14 protein-coding genes are annotated in these 17,166 nt (G+C 74.1%); 6 read left to right on the top strand and 8 right to left on the bottom strand.

What is annotated here, in order from left to right:
• Positions 1-8: 8 nt before the first annotated feature.
• The 8 genes from MID12_RS04415 to ispH form a co-directional block, all read right to left on the bottom strand.
• Complete coding sequence (locus MID12_RS04415) at positions 9-491, bottom strand: DUF6917 domain-containing protein (protein ID WP_237282655.1); 483 nt, start codon at positions 489-491, stop codon at positions 9-11.
• Entirely contained in the window at positions 488-1,405 is a 918-nt protein-coding gene (locus MID12_RS04410; RefSeq protein WP_263165020.1) for a Gfo/Idh/MocA family protein, read from the bottom strand. The genes MID12_RS04415 and MID12_RS04410 overlap by 4 nt, the downstream gene beginning before the upstream one ends.
• A gap of 70 nt (positions 1,406-1,475) precedes the next feature.
• Positions 1,476-2,621 (bottom strand): Ldh family oxidoreductase, encoded by a 1,146-nt coding sequence (locus tag MID12_RS04405; RefSeq protein WP_040246821.1) that lies wholly within the window; start codon positions 2,619-2,621, stop codon positions 1,476-1,478.
• A 3-nt stretch (positions 2,622-2,624) separates the two neighbouring features.
• Positions 2,625-3,953, bottom strand: coding sequence for a M20/M25/M40 family metallo-hydrolase (locus MID12_RS04400; protein ID WP_263165018.1), 1,329 nt, complete (start codon positions 3,951-3,953; stop codon positions 2,625-2,627).
• Positions 3,954-4,008: 55 nt separating this feature from the next.
• Positions 4,009-4,878 (bottom strand): sugar phosphate isomerase/epimerase family protein, encoded by an 870-nt coding sequence (locus MID12_RS04395; RefSeq protein ID WP_263165016.1) that lies wholly within the window; start codon positions 4,876-4,878, stop codon positions 4,009-4,011.
• Positions 4,868-5,950 (bottom strand): Gfo/Idh/MocA family oxidoreductase, encoded by a 1,083-nt coding sequence (locus MID12_RS04390; RefSeq protein WP_263165014.1) that lies wholly within the window; start codon positions 5,948-5,950, stop codon positions 4,868-4,870. The genes MID12_RS04395 and MID12_RS04390 overlap by 11 nt, the downstream gene beginning before the upstream one ends.
• Positions 5,951-6,008: 58 nt before the next feature.
• The gene (locus MID12_RS04385) at positions 6,009-7,076 is read right to left on the bottom strand and encodes a polyprenyl synthetase family protein (protein ID WP_040246818.1); all 1,068 of its coding nucleotides are present in this window, start codon (positions 7,074-7,076) and stop codon (positions 6,009-6,011) included.
• Between the two features lie 106 nt (positions 7,077-7,182).
• On the bottom strand, positions 7,183-8,079 hold the full coding sequence (gene ispH / locus MID12_RS04380; protein ID WP_237283026.1) for a 4-hydroxy-3-methylbut-2-enyl diphosphate reductase: 897 nt from the start codon (positions 8,077-8,079) through the stop codon (positions 7,183-7,185).
• A 291-nt stretch (positions 8,080-8,370) separates the two neighbouring features.
• On the opposite strand from ispH, the gene MID12_RS04375 reads away from it, so the two are divergent.
• From MID12_RS04375 to MID12_RS04350, 6 genes are all read left to right on the top strand, one after another.
• Positions 8,371-9,597: a DegT/DnrJ/EryC1/StrS family aminotransferase gene (locus tag MID12_RS04375; protein WP_052482114.1), complete on the top strand. Its 1,227-nt coding sequence runs from the start codon at positions 8,371-8,373 to the stop codon at positions 9,595-9,597.
• Positions 9,594-10,751: a DegT/DnrJ/EryC1/StrS family aminotransferase gene (locus MID12_RS04370; protein WP_040246816.1), complete on the top strand. Its 1,158-nt coding sequence runs from the start codon at positions 9,594-9,596 to the stop codon at positions 10,749-10,751. The genes MID12_RS04375 and MID12_RS04370 overlap by 4 nt, the downstream gene beginning before the upstream one ends.
• A 57-nt stretch (positions 10,752-10,808) precedes the next feature.
• Positions 10,809-12,074, top strand: a complete 1,266-nt coding sequence (locus tag MID12_RS04365; RefSeq protein WP_040246814.1) for a nucleotide sugar dehydrogenase — start codon at positions 10,809-10,811, stop codon at positions 12,072-12,074.
• 169 nt (positions 12,075-12,243) lie between these two features.
• On the top strand, positions 12,244-14,226 hold the full coding sequence (locus MID12_RS04360; protein ID WP_263165010.1) for an FAD/NAD(P)-binding protein: 1,983 nt from the start codon (positions 12,244-12,246) through the stop codon (positions 14,224-14,226).
• Positions 14,227-14,330: 104 nt separating this feature from the next.
• Entirely contained in the window at positions 14,331-15,764 is a 1,434-nt protein-coding gene (gene pcaB, locus MID12_RS04355; protein WP_040246812.1) for a 3-carboxy-cis,cis-muconate cycloisomerase, read from the top strand.
• 97 nt (positions 15,765-15,861) lie between these two features.
• Entirely contained in the window at positions 15,862-17,139 is a 1,278-nt protein-coding gene (locus tag MID12_RS04350; protein ID WP_411576903.1) for an MFS transporter, read from the top strand.
• Positions 17,140-17,166: the final 27 nt, after the last annotated feature.

Raw genomic sequence — 17,166 nt, 5'->3', positions numbered from 1 at the left:
CGGATGGTTCACTGACGTCCGAGGCCCGGCTCGCCGGCCTCGGCGGACGGCGGCGCGAAACTGATCTGCGAACCGGTCCGCAGCCCCGCCTCGGGACCGGTGAGCGTCCAGGCGGTGTGGATCAGGATGTTGTAGTGGTTGGGGAAGTGGCAGGCGTCGTAGCCGAGGACGATGCCGAGCGGTTCGCCGTCGAGCAGCACCACATCGCCCCGGTCGATGACCCCGGCCTGGGAGATCTCCACGAAGCCGAGGAAGCCGACCCGGTCGATGCGGGCGCCCTCCTCGGTCTCCACGTGGTCGGTGGTGACCAGTTCGTGCAGCTCGCCCCGGCGTACGCAGCGGGAGGCGAAGCCCTCCAGGCGCATGCCGCGGTCCTCGCGCCGGTGCCGAAGGACCTTGACCACCTCGGACCGCACGGTCCGCTTCTCGCCGTTCTCCGGGTTGGGCGCGAGCAGCGGGGCCGCCGCCGTGCCGTTGACCGTCCTGTTCACGCGGCGTCTCCCTCGCGGTAGGCGGCCTCCACCAGCTCCAGCATCGCGAGCCCGGGGCGGGTGACATCGGCCTCGTCGCGCACCGCGGCGGTGAACTCCTCCAGGACGCCCACGTATTCGTGCTTGAGCGAGCTCTTGAACTCGTGGTGCCCGGCGAGCATGTCGGCCCGCCGCTCGGTGCCGTCCTTGAGGCGGACGGTGACGTCCTTGGCCTCGCCGTGCGGGTAGGACCAGTCCAGCTCCACGGTCGCGGGCACCCCGTCGGCGGAGCGCAGCCGGACCACGGCCTGGCGGTCGACGCCCGCCTCGTCGCGGACCACCTCGGCGGACTCGACGGTGAGTTCGCCGAGGAAGAGCCGGGCCACGTCGAAGGCGTTGGGCCCGTTGTCGGCGACGCAGCCGCCGCCGCAGCGCTCGGGGTCCAGGTACCAGCGGTCCTGGCCGACGTGCTCCTCGATCTTCTCCAGATAGCGCACCGTCAGCTGCTCCACGGCGGCGTCCTCGGCGAGGCCGTCGCGCAGGGCGAGGACGTTGTCGTTGTAGCGGCGGTGGAAGGCGGTGAAGAGCACCGTGCCCCGGGCACGGGCGAGTTCGGTGAGCGCGCGGCCCTCTTCGAGGCGCAGGGTGAGCGGCTTCTCCACGCAGACGGCGACGCCCGCCTCCAGGGCGTCCCGGCACACCCCCTCGTGCGCGTCGTTGGGGACGTTGACCACGATCGCGTCGAGCCCTGCCTCGGCGAGCATCCGCCGGTGGTCGTCGTAGCAGGGCAGGCCCGCGGCGCGGTGCGGGGCGAGCGCCTCCTCACGCAGGTCGCAGACGGCGACCAGCTCGGTGCCGGGCAGCCGGGGGAAGGCGTCGAGGTAGAACCGGGAGATGACCCCGAGTCCCACCACGCCGATCCGCAGGGGTTCCATGTCCGTGTCCTCCAGGGTGGATCAGGTCGGTCGGCGAGCGAGTGCCCGGCCGCAGGGCCGCCGGCCGGGCTCAGTCGTCCAGGGCGGCCGGGGCGGTGAGTCCGCGTTCGGCGGCCACCTGCCGCAACTCCTCGTACAGGGCGGCGGAGAGCGGGACCCCGGACTTCTCGTACTCCGTGGCGCGCTCGCCCTCGAACCAGCCGGGGTAGCGCACCGGCCGGTCCTCGCGGACCGCGGGCGAGCCGGTGAGCGCGTCGAAGAGCCCGGCGGCCTGCGCCTCGAACTCGTCCTTGCGGCGCAGCTCCGCCGGGGCGATCACCAGCACGGTGAAGCCGATGTTGTCGTCCTGGCCGCTGGGGCTGCCGCTGCCGGACCAGGCCTCGGGCTCCGGGCCGAGTCCGGCGCCCGGCAGCATCGCGCCGAGGGTCTCCACAAGCAGGCCGAGTCCGTAGCCCTTGAAGGCGCCGGTCTCCGCGTCGCCGCCGAGCCACTTCAGATAGCCGTCGCCGCGGTCGAGGGCGTGGGGGTCGGTGACGGGCCGGCCCTCGGCGTCCTCCAGCCAGCCCTCCGGGATGTCCTGGCCGGCCCTGGCGGCGCCGCGGACCCGGCCGGTCGGCACCACGGTGGTGCTCATGTCGAGGACGAACGGCGGCCGGGGCCCGGCCGGGGTGGCGAAGGCCAGCGGGTTGGTGCCGAGCATCGCGGCGCTGCCGCCGGGCGGCCGGATGATGCGCTGCCGGCCGCAGTTGGAGACGAGCAGGCAGATCATGCCGCGGTCGGCGGCGCGCTTGGCGTGCGCGCCCGCGCAGCCGAGGTGGGTGGCGTCGCGTACGGTCACCAGGCCGACCCCGTACTCCAGGGCGCGCCCGGCGGCCAGGTCCACGGCCTCGCTCGCCGCCCACAGGCCGAGCGCCTTGTGCGAGTCGAGCAGGACGGCGGCGCCCTGGTCGGCGAGGACCTCGGGCTCGGCGGCCGGGTCGCAGCGGCCGTCCGCGAAGAGCTTCAGGTACAGGCGGGTGAGGTTGGTCAGGCCGTGCGAGGTGACCCCGGTCAGGTCGCCGTGGACCAGGGCCCGGGCGGCGGTGGTGGCCCGGTCCTGCGGCAGGCCGTGGTGGCGGAAGACGGCGGCGGTGAAGTCGAGCAGCGCGTCGAGGTCGACACGGACTTCGGCGGCGTGGGCGGGCTCGGTGGTGCCGGCGTCTGGTGCGGTCGTCATCGTTCAGTTCCCCTGGTCCAGCCGGTTGCGTGCGAAGGTGGTGAGCAGGCGGGTGAGTGCGGCGGCGTAGCGGTCGAGTTCCGCCAGGTCGGCGAACTCCCCTTCCGCGTGGGCCTGGTTGGCGCCGAGGTCGCCGGGTCCGAAGACCACGGTCGAGATGCCGGGGACCTCGGCCAGCCAGATGGCGTCGCAGGTGAAGGCGGGCTCCTCGGGCGGCCAGGGGTCGAGCCCGGCGCGGTCGAGCAGCAGCTTTTCGGCCCAGGTGTCCTCGCCGCCGAGCGCGGGCAGCCCGCGCTTGAGCCACTCCAGTGTGGTGATCGCCGCGGCCTCGCGGGCGGTCAGGGCGAGCAGCGGCTGCCCGGCGAAGCGGGAGTGGAACTCCTCCAGGCCGGTGCGCACCGCCTCGGCGAGTGCGCGCTCCATGGCCTCGCCGCCCGCCGGGGAGCCGTAGGAGAGGTTGAGCAGCAACCGGCCCGTTCCGTAGACCTTGTTGTGCAGGTCGCCGGTGTGCAGTCCGGCGACGCAGACCTGGCCGTCGGTGGCCTGCGGCGGCAGCACGGTGGCGAGGTGCTGGGCCAGGAAGCCGAGGAGCACGGTCGCGTTGTGGCCGGCGCCGGGCGCGTCGTCGATGCCGTCGCGGCCCTCGACGCGCAGCCGCGCGGTCATGGAGGCGGTCGCCCGGGGCAGCACCCGGCAGCCGGTGGGCTCGCAGAAGACGTTGAGGCGGCCGAGGTACCCCTGCTCGGCGAGGACCTTGGTGCCGAAGACGCCCATCGCGCCGCCCTCCTCACCGGAGACGAGCTGGATCAGCACGGCCACCTCGGTGCCGAGTCCGGGCACGCTCTCCAGCGCGGCGCGCAGCCCCGCGAGCAGGGCGACGGCGGGGCCCTTGGCGTCGATGGCGCCGCGGCCGTGGAAGCGGCCGCCGTCGAAGGAGGGCGGGCCGCCGCCCGCGACGGTGTCCAGGTGGACGTTGAACATCACGGTGGCCTCGGGCGGGAGTGCGTCCGGGCCGAGGCGCAGCACCATATTGGGCTGCGAGTCGAGGAAGCCGGGCATCGTGCGCACCGCCTCGCGCACCACCAGCGGGACCTGGTCGCCGGTCAGCGCCTCGGGTCCGGCGGCGGCGTGGTGCACCACCCGGAAGCCCAGCCGGGCCGCCGCCTCGGCGTAGACGCGCTGGGCCTCCCAGAGCTCCACCGGCTCGCGGCCGCCGGTCTCCAGGGGCCCGGCGGTGCGCAGGGCGAGCAGCCGCAGCAGGAGTTCCCGGTCCGCCTCGCCGAGCAGGGCGGGCGTGAGGCCGGTGGCGGGCAGGTCGGAGGTGCGGCTCATCCGGGCCTCACCGCCGAGCGCCCCCTGCCCGCCGGTTCATGGGTCCGCCGGGGGCTCATGTCGCGACCCCGGCGGTGTCCGCCGCGCCGAGCGCGCCGACCAGCGCCTCGAGGCGCCGTCCGTACGCCACGAACTGGTCCACGTAGTCCCCGGAGGGGTCCGACCAGCCCTCGTGTGGGCGGATGTTGAGGTGCGGCTCGATGGAGACGGTGCCGCGGTAGCCCCGGTCGAACAGGTACCGCAGCGAGTCGGCGACCCGGCAGCGCCCGTCGCCGGGCAGCGAGTAGAACTGCGTCTCGGTGTCGCCGGTGCCGTCCTTGATGTGCACGTGCTCGACGTACGGGGCGATGTACGGGAGCAGTTCGTGCGCCTCGTAGCCGTAGGCGATGCCGTTGCCGACGTCGAAGAGCAGCCGCAGCGCGGGGCCCCCGGCCTCCACCAGGCGCAGCATGCGCGCCGGGTCGCTGGCGGCCCAGCCCGCGCAGTTCTCGTGCACCAGGACCAGGCCCGCCCGCTCGGCGCGGGCCGCGAGCTGCTCCATCCGGGCGAGCACCTCGTACTCCCAATCGGCCTGCGAGAGACCGTCGTTGGGGTACGACATGATCCGTACGAAGCGGGTGCCGAGGGCGGCGCAGCGCTCGGCGAGGCGGTCGAGTTCGGCGAGGTCGTCCTCGAAGGGGCTGCGGACGGTGCGCGCCCAGTTGCCGATCCGGGAGTCGACGCAGGAGACGCCGAGCCCGGCGGCGGCCAGCCGGCCCGAGACGGCCTTGAAGGCGGCGTCGTCCAGGTCGGCGAGGGCGGTGCCGTCGACGGAGCGCAGCTCCACGCTGTCCCAGCCGAGCCGGGTGACGGCGGCGATCTGGCGGTCGATGCCGGGTGCGGCCTCGTCCCCGATGCCGCTGAGGCGGATGCGGTCAACCCTCATGGGAGGCTCCGTTCCCGAGTGCGGTGGTGGCGCCGGTCAGCGGCGGTGCGCTGTCCGTCTCCGGCAGCGACGCGGACGCCATCAGGCGGGCGTCCTGCAGGAGTTGGACGACGCGGCGGGCGATCGCGTAGTCGTCCGAGGTGCGGTCGGCCCCGGTGGCGTAGTCCCGGTAGGCGCCCTCGATGTACCGGGTCAGCGCGTCGTCGAAGAGCAGCCGGGGCGCGGCGGCGGCCGCCGCGCCGGTGCCCTCCTGCACGGTGAGGCTGGCGTGGTGGTCCACGTCGCTGATCGGGTAGTGGCCCTCGGCCTGGCCCCCGTCGAAGCGCAGCCCGATCCGGCGCTCGCGGATCGGCGAGGTGAGGTCGGAGTGGAACTCGGTGGTGACACCGCCCTGGTGACGCAGCGTCAGCCGGGCGGCGCCCATCCGCGGGATGACCTGCTCGCCGATGCGCATGTCGGTGACGCTGGCGGCGACCACCCGGGCGTCCCCGGCGAGGCGCAGGGCGACCCCGATGGAGTGCGGCAGCTCCACGTCGAAGGCGGTGCCGTGGTCGTGCGAGCGCAGGGTGCGCGACCAGCGGGGCTTGGACTGGGTGAAGGACAGCGAGCGCAGCGCGCCGAGGCTGCCGCGGCGTACCTGCGCGGTCAGTTCGTGGGTGAGCGCGCTGGCCAGCCAGGGGGAGACCACCCGCAGCCGCAGCCCGCGCACCCGGGCGAGGGTGTCGATGGCGTCGAGCCCGGTCACGCCCACCGTCATCGGCTTCTCGACGATGATCCGGGTGTAGCCGAGGTCGGCCAGCTCGCGCAGGATGTCGAAGCGGCCGATCGGCGGGGTGCACAGGTGGACGACCGTCTCGGCCGGGTCCGCCAGCGTGGCGGCGTGCTCCAGCGACCGCGCCGCCACCAGACCCTCGGAGCGGGCGCGCTCCGAGATGTCCTGGACGTCCCAGACCACGGGCTGTCCGGGCGCCCACAGATCGGCGGTGTCCGGCCGGTCGCGCAGCTTGCGCAGGACCTGCCAGTGCAGGCCGAGGCCGGCTCGGCCGCCGCCGACGATGAACGTGTTCAGCATTCCCGTTCCTTAGCTCCTGGGGAGATCTGGCGGCTTCGCCAGCGGACGCGGTAGGGGCTCAGTGGTCGCGGAAGGCCACTTCCTCCGCCATCAGGGCGAGTTCCTGCTTCCACTCCTCGGGCAGCGGGGCGGTGGCGAGCGCGCCCTTCGCCTCGGCGACCAGCTCCTCGATGCGGCGCTCGACCTCCTCGCGGACGCCGTTGCCGTTCAGCGCCTCGGCGAGGGCGGCGGCGTCCCACTCGGCGGCGCGCACCAGCTCGCCCACCGAGGCGTCGCGCAGCGCGGCCAGGCTGACCAGGAGGGTCATCTTGTGCTGACCCGCGTCGGCGCCGACCGGCTTGCCGACGGTGTCCTTGTCGCCGTAGGTGTCGATGAGGTCGTCGCGCAGCTGGAAGGCCTCGCCGAGCGCGGTGCCGTACGCCTCGAAGGAGGCCGCGGCGGAGGCGTCCCCGGCGAGGGCGGCGCCGAGTTCGAGCGGGCGGTGGATGCTGTAGCGGCCGGACTTGGCGTTGGCGATGTAGCGGGCCAGCTTCGGGTCCGGGACCGACTCGGCGGCCACGGTGACGTCCAGGTGCTGGCCGATGATCATCTCGCTGGTCATCCGGCTCCACACCTGCCGGGCCCGGGCGGGCAGTTCCTGGGTGAGCTGCGCCGCGTAGGAGAAGGCGAGGTCCCCGGCGAGGATGGCGATGCCCTCGCCGTAGCGGCGGGGCTCGCCCTGCCAGCCGGAGGCCTGGTGCCGCGCGGTGTGCTGCACGTGCACGGTGGGGATGCCGCGCCGGAGGTCCGAGTCGTCGATGACGTCGTCGTGGATCAGCGCGAAGGCGTGCAGCAGCTCCACGGCGGCGGCGGCGTCCGCCACCCGGCTGTCACCGGGGTCGCCGCCCGCGGAGAGGAAGCCCGCGGCGCAGAAGGCGGGGCGCAGCCGCTTGCCGCCGGCGCGCACCAGCTCCCGGATGGCGTCGACGGGGACGGCGGCGCGCGGGTCGACGGCCGACCATTCGGCGTGCTCGGCGCCGAGCAGGTCCACGAGCCGCTGTTCGGCGCGGTCGAGGACCTCCGCACGGGAATCGGCGGCGAGCCGGCCCGGGCGCTCGATGGCCGCTGCGGCGGGTGAGACGGTCATCAGCGTTCTCCTGTGATCGGCGGGACGGCTGGTCCCGCGGGGCGACTGCGCTCCCCGCGCCGGGGAACGCTGCTTCGGTCCAAGCGGACGGGGGTCGTACGCGGGGTCATGCGGAGGGGCGCGCCTGCCCGAGACCCGAGGGCAGCTGGAAGACGACGTCCTCCTTGGCGGTGGTCGCGAGTTCCAGACCGCCGTAGCCCAACTCCTCCAGACGGGTGAGGAGTTGCTCGATCAGGATCTCCGGTGCGCTGGCGCCCGCGCTCACGCCGACCGCGTCCACCCCGGTCAGCCAGTCGGTGTCCAGCTCCGTGACGTCCGGCACCAGATGGGCGGCGGTGCCCTCCAGCCGGGCCACCTCCACCATGCGCACCGAGTTGCTGGAGTTGCGCGAGCCGACGATGAGCACCAGGTCGCTGCGCCGGGCGATCTCCTTGACGGCGATCTGCCGGTTGGTGCTCGCGTAGCAGATGTCGCCGTCGGCCGGGCTCTGCAGATCCTCGAAGCGGTCCTTGAGTTCGGCGATCACCCCGGCGGTCTCGTCCTGCGAGAGCGTGGTCTGGGTGAGCACCGCCACCGGGGTGTCCCGCGGCAGGTCGAGCTCCCGGGCGCTCTCCGCGCTCTCCACGATGACCGTGCGGTCGGGGGCCTCGCCGTAGGTGCCCTCGACCTCCTCGTGGTCGGCGTGGCCGACCAGGAGCAGGGTGCGGCCGTCGCGGGCGTAGCGCCGGGCCTCCTGGTGCACCTTGGAGACCAGCGGGCAGGTGGCGTCGATGGTGGTGAGTTCGCGCGCCTGCGCATTGCCACGGACCTCGGGGGAGACCCCGTGCGCGGAGAACACGCAGACCGCACCCGGTGGAATATCCTCCTCCGAATCCACGAAGATCGCGCCCTGCCGCTTCAGCACCGCCACCACGTAGTGGTTGTGCACGATTTCTTTTCGCACGTATACCGGAGCGCCGTGTACTTCCAACGCTTTCTCGACGATTGCTATCGCCCGGCGCACCCCCGCGCAGAAACCGCGTGGTTCGGCGAGGATCACTTTCTTTTCGGTCACGACTGGAAACTCCTGTCGGTCCGTGGGATTGGGGATCACCGTCGGGCACGCGTCCGAGGCAAGTCAAGGTTTCCTGATTGGCAATAACCGAGCATCCGGCTAATAGGCAGTGTTCTGCGCGCAGTTGCCTGTTCCTGCCCCGCCGATTGCCAATGGCTTGTCGGGTCATTGCTATCGAACGGCGCCCGAGCCCCCGTCTACCTTCGGTCCGAGCATCAGCGCCGAGAGGACTGGAGTGAGATGGCCAGCAAGGCGACAACCGCTACGGACACCGCCGTGGACGCCGTTCCCTTCTTCACCCAAGCCGAGTCCTTCGAGCGGCAGTGGCCGCGGCTCAGCGCCCATCTGGACGAGATATGCGAGTCGGGCGTGTACAGCAACGGCCCGAAGACCGCCGAACTCGAAGCCGCCCTGGGCCGCTACACCGGAGCCCGGCACGCGATCGCGGTGGGCAACGGCACCGACGCCCTCGTCCTGCTGCTGCGCGCCGCGGGCATCGGGCCGGGTGACGAGGTCATCGTGCCCGCCTTCAGCTTCTTCGCCTCCGCCAGCTCGGTGGCCCTGGTGGGCGCGGTCCCGGTCTTCGCCGACATCGACCCGCTCACCTACGCCCTGGACCCGGCCGGACTGGAAGCGCTGATCACCCCGCGCACCAAGGCGATCATGCCGGTCCACCTGTTCTGCCAGCCCGCCGACATGGCCGCCGTCGCGGAGGTCGCCGAACGCCACGGGCTGCTCGTCCTGGAGGACAGCGCCGAGGGCATCGGCATGCGCCTCGGCGGCCGGCACACCGGGCTGCTCGGCGCGGGCGGCGTGCTCTCCTTCTTCCCCACCAAGACCCTGGGCGCCCTGGGCGACGCCGGCATGGTCCTCACCGACGACGACCAACTGGCCGACACCGTACGGCGGTTGCGCGACCACGGCCGTCCGGCCGCCGCGCGCGCGGCCGCCCCGCCCGGACCCCGCCCCGACCCGGTGGGCCGCGCCGAGCGCGCCCTCCAGGGCGAACTGGTCGGCACCAACAGCAAGATGGACGAGATCCAGGCCGCCACGCTGCTCACCAAGCTGACCACCCTGGACGAGGACATCCGCCGCCGCGCCCTGCTCGCCGACGCCTACAGCCGCCGCCTGCGCGGCATCCCCGGGGTGCGCAGACTCCCCAGCGTCGTCCAGCACGAGGCCGAGGTCGACCCGGTCTTCTACGTCTACCTGATCGAGGCCGACCGCCGGGACGCCCTGGTCGCGCACCTCACCGCCGCGGGCATCGGCACCGAGACGTACTACCCGCTGCCGCTGCACCGGCAGCCCTGCTTCGCCCATCTCGGCCACCAGCAGGGGGACTTCCCCCGCGCCGAGGCCGCAAGCCACCGCACCGTCGCGCTGCCGCTCTACCCCGAACTCACCCTGACGCAGCTGGGCGGGGTGTGCGAAGCCATCCGCTCCTTCTTCACCGGGAGTACGTCATGACGACCGAGACCACCTCGCGCACCCCGGCCCTCGCCGACGTCCCCTACGCCGACGCCCGCCTCGGCGAGCGCGACCGGGAGCTGCTGCGCGCCACGCTCCACGAGGTCGGCACCGACCCCGAGCAGAAGTTCATCCTCGGCCGCCGCACCGCCGCCCTGGAGCAGCGTCTCGCCGAACAGGCGGGCGCCCGGCACGCGGTGGCCTGCAGCAGCGGCACCCTCGCCCTCGCCCTCGCGCTGCGCGCCGTCGGCGTGGTCGCCGGTGACGAGGTGATCGTCCCGGCCTTCGGTGCCGAGCCGCTGGCCGCGACCGTGCTGAGCATCGGCGCCGTACCGGTCTTCGCCGACGTCGACCCGCTGACCATGACCATCGACCCGGTGGACGCGGAGAGCCGGATCACCGAGGTCACCCGCGCCGTCGTCCCGGCCCACCTCTTCACCACCATGGCCGACATGCCCGCCATCCGGGCCCTCGCCCGGCGGCACGGGCTCGCGGTGGTCGAGGACGCGGCGGTGGCGCAGGGCGCGAAGCTCGCCGGGCAGGCGGCCGGCACCTGGGGCGACGCGGGGCTGTACTCCTTCTTCCCGGTCAAGCCCTTCGGGATGCCCGGCGAGGGCGCCGTCGTCGTCACCGACAAGCCCGAGATCTCGGACGCGGTACGGCAGTTGCGCAACCACGGCCAGGACGGCGTCCACCGCTTCGTCCACCACGAGATCGGCGTCAACAGCCGCTTCGACGAGGTCCTCGCGGGCTACCAGCTCGGCCGCCTCGACCGCGCCGGGGAGATGCTCGCCCGGCGGGCCGAGATCGCCGAGCTCTACAGCACCCGCTTCGCCCCGCTGCGCCAGCGCGGCCTGCTCGCCCCCGCCACCGGCGCGGACGGCCAGTGCCACTACGTCTACGCCGTGCAGACCATCTGCCGGGACGCCCTCGCCGCCCACCTCGCCGCCCAGGGCATCGGCAGCCGCGTCTACTACCCGGTGCCGCTGCCCCGGCTGCCCGCCTTCGCCGCCTACGCGGGCGAGGGCTCCAACGGCCGCCGACCCGGCGCGGAACTCGCCGCCGCCCGCCACCTGGCGCTGCCGCTGCACCTCGGGCTCACCGACCGGGACGCCGAACGGACAGCCGATGCCGTCAGCGCCTTCTTCAGCTGACCCGGCCGCCCGCACCCCCTCCGGTGAGCTGACCAACTTCCTTCGACAGGAGCACCAGTGAACAGCAAGGTCGTCGTTGTCGGGCAGGGGTACGTGGGTCTGCCGGTCGCCGTCCGGGCGGCCCGGGCCGGCCATACGGTCATCGGATACGACGTGGACGTCGAACGCATCCGGCGCCTCGGCAAGGGCGAGTCCTACGTCGAGGACATCCAGGACGCGGAACTCGCCGAACTCCTCCAGGTGGGCACCTATCTGCCCACCACCGATCCTTTCGACCTCGACGGCTTCGACATCGCCGTCATCACCGTGCCGACCCCGCTCAGGGAGGGCGCCCCCGACCTGAGCTACATCGAGTCGGCCGCCGAGACCCTGGCCGCCCGGCTGCGCCCCGGCGCCACCGTGGTCCTGGAGTCCACCACCTACCCGGGCACCACCGTCGAACTCCTCGTCCCCCTCCTGGAGAAGGGCTCCGGCCTCAGCGCCGGGGAGGACTTCCACGTCGGCTACAGCCCCGAGCGCATCGACCCCGGCAACCCGACCTGGCGCCTGGAGAACACCCCCAAGGTCGTCTCCGGCATCGACCCGGCCTCGCTGGAAGCCGTCGAGGCCTTCTACGCCACCCTCACCGGCACCACCGTCCCGGTGCGCACCACCGAGGTCGCCGAACTCTCCAAGCTGATCGAGAACACCTTCCGGCACGTCAACATCGCCCTGGTCAACGAGATGGCGATGTACGCGCACGAACTCGGCGTGGACGTCTGGGAGGCCCTGGACGCCGCCGCCTCCAAACCCTTCGGCTTCATGCGCTTCACCCCCGGCCCCGGCGTCGGCGGCCACTGCCTGCCGGTCGACCCGGAGTACCTGTCCTGGCGGGTGCGCCGCACCCTCGGCCGCAGCTTCCAGTTCGTGGAGCTGGCCAACCACATCAACGGCCACATGCCCGACCACGTGGTCCAGCGGCTGCTGCTCGCCTTCAACGCCCGCCGCAGGGCGCTGGCCGGCTCGACCGTGCTGCTGCTCGGCCTCGCCTACAAGCCCAACACCGGCGACGTCCGCGAGTCGCCCGCGCTGCGGGTCGCGGAACTGCTCCTGGAGATGGGCGCCAACGTCCGCGCCACCGACCCGTACGTGGTCGAGGCGGTCACCGTGGACAGCAAGCTGGTGCGCTGCGACTTCACCAAGGAGGAGCTGGCCGCCGCCGACGCGGTGGTGCTGCTCACCGACCACGACGACTTCGACTACGAACTCGTCCGCGACCAGGCCCAGTTCGTCCTGGACTGCCGGCACCGCCTGGAGACCGGTGCCACCGTCGAGGTCCTCTGAGACGAGGCAGGGTCCGCCGAGCCCGGCTCGCCCGGCGGACCCGCGCCGTGCCGCGCCATCCGCGCGGCGCGGCCCCGACGAGACCCGGACAACACACCCCAGCCGTCCGGTGCCCGCCGCGTCCCGCCCCGGACGCGCGCCGGGGCGCCCAGGAACGACGGAGACTTGAGTGAGTGACGGACACCTGGAGGTCTGCCTCGTGGGCGCCGGCCCGCGAGGCCTGTCGGTCCTGGAGCGGCTGTGCGTCAACGCCCGTCGGCACCTCGCGCCAGGACGCACCCTCAGGGTGCACGTGGTGGACCCCCACCGCCCCGGCGCCGGAGGCGTCTGGCGCACCGACCAGTCGCACCACCTCCTGATGAACACGGTGGCCTCCCAGGTCACCCTGTTCACCGACGAGAGCGTGGAGATCGAGGGCGACATCGCCCCGGGACCGAGCCTGTACGAATGGGCCGCCGCGCTCGTCCAGGACACCGAACCGCTGCCCGGCGCCGGGCTCGACCCGGCCGACTACGACGACCAGGTCCGCGCCGAGGCACGCGATCTGACCCCCGACTCGTACCCCACCCGGGCCTTCTACGGCCACTACCTGGAGTGGGTCTTCCGCCAGGTGGTGCGCGAGGCGCCCGGGCGGCTGAGCGTGCTCGTCCATCCGCAGCGGGCGGTCGCCCTGGACGGCCCGCCCGAGGGACCGCAGTCCCTGAGCCTCGACGACGGCTCCCGGCTCACGGACCTGGACGCGGTGGTCCTCGCCCAGGGCCACCTGCCGGTGCGCGAGAGCGCCACCGGGCGCGCGCTCGCGGACTTCGCCGCCGAGCACGGGCTGCGGTACGTACCGCCCGCCAACCCGGCCGACCTCGACCTCTCCGCCATCCGGCCCCGGGAGGCGGTCGCCCTGCGCGGACTCGGCCTGAACTTCTTCGACCACCTCACTCTGCTCACCCTCGGCCGGGGCGGCACCTACACCCGCACCGGCGGCACCCTCGTCTACCACCCCTCCGGCCGCGAGCCCCGGCTGTACGCCTCCTCCCGGCGCGGCGTCCCGTACCACTCGCGCGGCCACAACCAGAAGGGCGCGCACGGCCGCCACACGCCCCGGGTGCTCACCCCGGACGTACTGGAGCAGCTGCGCGCCGACGCCGAGCGCCGCGGCGGCCTCGAATTCGGCACCGACCTGTGGCCGCTGATCGCCAAGGAGGTCGAGACCGTCTACTACGCGGCGGTGCTCGCCGGGCGCGCCGGTGCGGCCGAGGCCGAGTCCTTCGCCGACCGCTATGTGCGCACCGCCTGGGGATCGGCCGAGGAACTCGACCTGCTGGACGCCTTCGGCATCGGCCCCGGCGACCGCTGGGACTGGAAGAACCTGTGGGCCCCGCAGGCCGACCGGGGCTTCCGCGGGGTCGGCGACCACCACGGCTGGCTGGTGGAGATGCTCCGCGGCGACCTCGTCGAGTCCGCGCGGGGCAATGTCGAGGGCCCGCTGAAATCCGCCCTGGACGTGCTGCGGGACCTGCGCAACGAGGTCCGCCTGGTGGTGGACCACTCCGGTCTGCGGGGGCGCTCCTACCGCGACGACCTGGAGCGCTGGTTCACCCCGCTCAACGCCTTCCTGTCCATCGGCCCGCCCCCGGACCGCATCGAGCAGATGATCGCGCTCATCGAGGCGGACGTGGTGCGGGTCCTCGGCCCCGGCATGCAGGTCGGCACCGACCCCGAGCGGCGCGCCTTCACCGTGGAGGCCCCCGCGGTCCCCGGCTCCCTGGCCCATGTCACCACCCTCATCGAGGCCCGGCTGCCCGAGCCCGACATCCGCCGCACCACCGACCCCCTCCTCGGCCATCTGCTCACCACCGGACAGGCCCGGCCCTACACCATCCCCGACCCCGAACTCGGCGCCTACGAGACCGGCGGCCTCGCCGTCACCCCCCGCCCCTACCGCCTCGTGGACGCCGAGGGCCGCGCCCACCCGCGCCGCTTCGCCTACGGGATCCCGACCGAGGCCGTGCACTGGGCGACCGCCGCCGGGATCCGCCCCGGCGTCAACTCGGTGACCCTCCAGGACTCGGACGCCATCGCCCTGGCCGTCCTGGAACTCCCGGCCACCCGCGACCGTTCACCGGCCGCCGAGTCCGGCACCTCCCGCACGCCCTGACACCGCGGGCGGATCCGGCGGCGGGGCCACCACCGCCGGACCCGCCCGCGGCCACCGGGCCAGGACCGGACGACCAGGACGCCCCGAACCACCAGGAAGCAGCGATGACGCCTCCCCAGCACACCGCCGACTCCGGCCTCTTCGCCCCCGTATGGGCGGGCACCCCGGCCGCCGCCGCCACCTCGGACCGCGCCTGCCTGCAGGCCATGCTCGACAGCGAGGCGGCCCTCGCCCGGGTGCAGGCCCGCCTCGGCACGGTGCCCGCCGCGGCCGCCCGGCACATCACCGAGGCCGCCCGCGCCGAGGACTTCGACCTGGCCGAACTCGCCGTACGGGCACGGGGAGCCGCCAACCCGGTGGTCCCCCTGGTGCGGCAGCTGACCGAACTGGTCGCCGCCCGGGACCCGGAGGCCGCGCACAGCGTCCACCAGGGGTCCACCAGCCAGGACGTCCTCGACACCGGTCTGATGCTGCTCGCCGCCCGCACCCTGGACCTGATCCTCGCCGACCTGGACCGCACCGCCGCCGCGCTCGCCGCGCTCGCCGCCCGCCACCGGGACACCCCGATGGCCGCCCGCACCCTCGGCCAGCACGCGGTGCCCACCACCTTCGGCCTCAAGGCGGCGGGCTGGCTGGGCGGCGTGCTCGACGCCCGCGCGCGCCTCGGCCGGCTGCGCGAGCAGGGCCTGCCCGTCCAACTCGGCGGCGCCGCCGGGACCTTGGCGGGCTACCTGGAGTACGCCCTGGTCCACCTCCCGGCCACCGCCGAGGACGGCGGGCGGCGCTACCTCACCGAGCTGCCCGCCGCGCTCGCCGCCGAACTCGGCCTCGCCGAACCGCTGGTGCCCTGGCACACCGTGCGCACCCCGCTCGCCGACCTCGGCGCCGCGCTGGCCCTGCTCACCGGCGCGCTCGGTGGGATCGCGGGCGATGTGCAGCTCCTGTCGCGCACCGAGTCGGGCGAGGTCTTCGAACCGGCCGCCGAGGGCCGCGGGGTCTCCTCCGCCATGCCGCACAAGCGCAACCCCGCGCTCTCCGCCCTGATCCGCTCGGCCGCCTACCAGGTGCCCGCCCTGGTCGGCGCCCTGATGCAGACCGCGGTCGCGGACGACGAGCGGCCCGCCGGGGCCTGGCACGCCGAATGGCAGCCGGTACGCGACGCCCTGCGCCTGGCCGGGGGCGCCGCGCACACCGCCGCCGAACTCGCCGAAGGCCTGGACGTCGATGCCGAGCGGATGCGCGCCAACCTCGGCCTCACCCGGGGCCTGGTGGTCTCCGAGCGCCTCGCCGCCCTGCTCTCCGTGGAGCTCGGCCGGGCCGAGGCCAAATCCCTCGTGGCCCGCGCCTCCGCCACCGCGGCCACCCGCCGCGTCCACCTCGCCGAGGTGCTGGCCGAGGACCCCGCCCTCGCGGGCCGCCACACGGTGGAGGAGCTGCGGGGGCTCCTGGACCCGGCCGCGTACACCGGCGCCGCCGGGATGCTGGTGGACCGGGTCCTGGACCGCTGTGCCCGGGAGGTTCCGGCCGGGGAGCGGTGAACGGCCGCCCCCCTCGTGCCCGTCCGGAACGTCTGCCGGACCGGCACCGATTCCGCCTGCCTTGTCGCGGGGAGGGGTGCGCCCGTACATTGAATTTGTGCCGCTACTGAACAAAACCCTTCCCGCTGCCCGTGAGGCCACCGCCCGCGGCCTGCTGCGCCCGCGGACCGCGCTCACCGTCTTCTTCGCCCTCGACGGATTCGTCTTCGCGGGGTGGGTGGTGCGCATCCCCGCCATCAAGGAGCAGACCGGCGCCTCGGTGAGCGCGCTCGGGCTCGCGCTGCTCGGGGTCTCGGCCGGTGCCGTGCTCACCATGACGCTCACCGGACGGCTCTGCGCCCGCTACGGCAGCCACCGGGTGACCGCGGCCTGCGGTGTCCTGCTGCCGCTGAGCGTGGCGCTGCCGCCGCTCACCCACTCCGCGCTCGCGCTCGGCCTGGTGCTGCTGCTCTTCGGCGCCGCGTACGGCGGCATCAACGTGGCGATGAACAGCGCCGCCGTCGACCTGGTGCGGGCGCTCGGCAGGCCCGTCATGCCCAGCTTCCACGCCGCCTTCAGCCTGGGCGGCATGGCCGGCGCGGGCCTCGGCAGCCTGGTCGCCGGAGAGCTGACGCCGACCCGCCATCTGTCCGCCCTGGCCGCCGCGGGACTCCTGATCACCGCCCTCGCCGCCCCCTCGCTGCGGCCCTCCGAGCCCCCCGGCCCGCCGCCCGCCGACGCGCAGCCCCGGCCCGCCACCGCACCCGAGCGCACAACCACCGCGCCCGCCCCGCGCGGCGGACTCCCCTCCGGCCGCGCCCGGAGCACCCCGAAGGACCGTTCCGTACGCGGAGTCGTCCTCGTCCTCGGACTGGTCGCGCTCTGCACGGCGTACGGCGAGGGGGCGCTCGCCGACTGGAGCGCGCTGCACCTGGAGCAGGATCTGGGTGCCCACCCCGGGGTGGCCGCCGCGGGCTTCTCCTGCTTCGCGCTGGCGATGACGCTGGGGCGGCTCTCCGGCCGGGCGCTCCTGGAGCGCTTCGGTCCCACCCGCACGGTGGTGGGCGGCGGCGCCCTCGCCTCGGCGGGGATGTTCCTCGGCGCCCTGGCTCCGTCCACGGCCGCGGTCTTCGCCGGGTTCGCCGTCACCGGCCTCGGCCTGGCGAACATCTTCCCGGTGGCCGTCGAACGCGCCGGTGCCCTCGCCGGGCCGAGCGGCGTCGCGACCGCCTCCACGCTCGGCTACGGCGGGATGCTGCTCGGCCCGCCCGCGATCGGTTTCATGGCGGGCTGGTTCTCCCTGCCGGTGGCGCTGACCAGCGTGGCCGCCCTCGCCGCCCTCGCCGCGGTCATCGCCGCGGCGGCGGCCCGGACGGCGCCCGCCGGGACCGGCTGATTTCCGGTCAACTTCGCGGGAGCGGCG

Origin of the sequence: Streptomyces sp. SCSIO ZS0520 (assembly GCF_025643355.1) — a bacterium.
Lineage (GTDB): Bacteria > Actinomycetota > Actinomycetes > Streptomycetales > Streptomycetaceae > Streptomyces > Streptomyces physcomitrii.
The sequence above is the reverse complement of the archived record's forward strand: the minus strand, read 5'-3'. Positions and strand labels throughout refer to the sequence as shown.

Bases quoted from the DNA above. Each gene is read 5' to 3' on its own strand.
- MID12_RS04410 (WP_263165020.1), bottom strand. From the start codon at position 1,405: ATGGAACCCCTGCGGATCGGCGTGGTGGGACTCGGGGTCATCTCCCGG.
- MID12_RS04405 (WP_040246821.1), bottom strand. From the start codon at position 2,621: ATGACGACCGCACCAGACGCCGGCACCACCGAGCCCGCCCACGCCGCC.
- MID12_RS04400 (WP_263165018.1), bottom strand. From the start codon at position 3,953: ATGAGCCGCACCTCCGACCTGCCCGCCACCGGCCTCACGCCCGCCCTG.
- MID12_RS04395 (WP_263165016.1), bottom strand. From the start codon at position 4,878: ATGAGGGTTGACCGCATCCGCCTCAGCGGCATCGGGGACGAGGCCGCA.
- MID12_RS04390 (WP_263165014.1), bottom strand. From the start codon at position 5,950: ATGCTGAACACGTTCATCGTCGGCGGCGGCCGAGCCGGCCTCGGCCTG.
- MID12_RS04385 (WP_040246818.1), bottom strand. From the start codon at position 7,076: ATGACCGTCTCACCCGCCGCAGCGGCCATCGAGCGCCCGGGCCGGCTC.
- MID12_RS04375 (WP_052482114.1), top strand. From the start codon at position 8,371: ATGGCCAGCAAGGCGACAACCGCTACGGACACCGCCGTGGACGCCGTT.
- MID12_RS04370 (WP_040246816.1), top strand. From the start codon at position 9,594: ATGACGACCGAGACCACCTCGCGCACCCCGGCCCTCGCCGACGTCCCC.
- pcaB (WP_040246812.1), top strand. From the start codon at position 14,331: ATGACGCCTCCCCAGCACACCGCCGACTCCGGCCTCTTCGCCCCCGTA.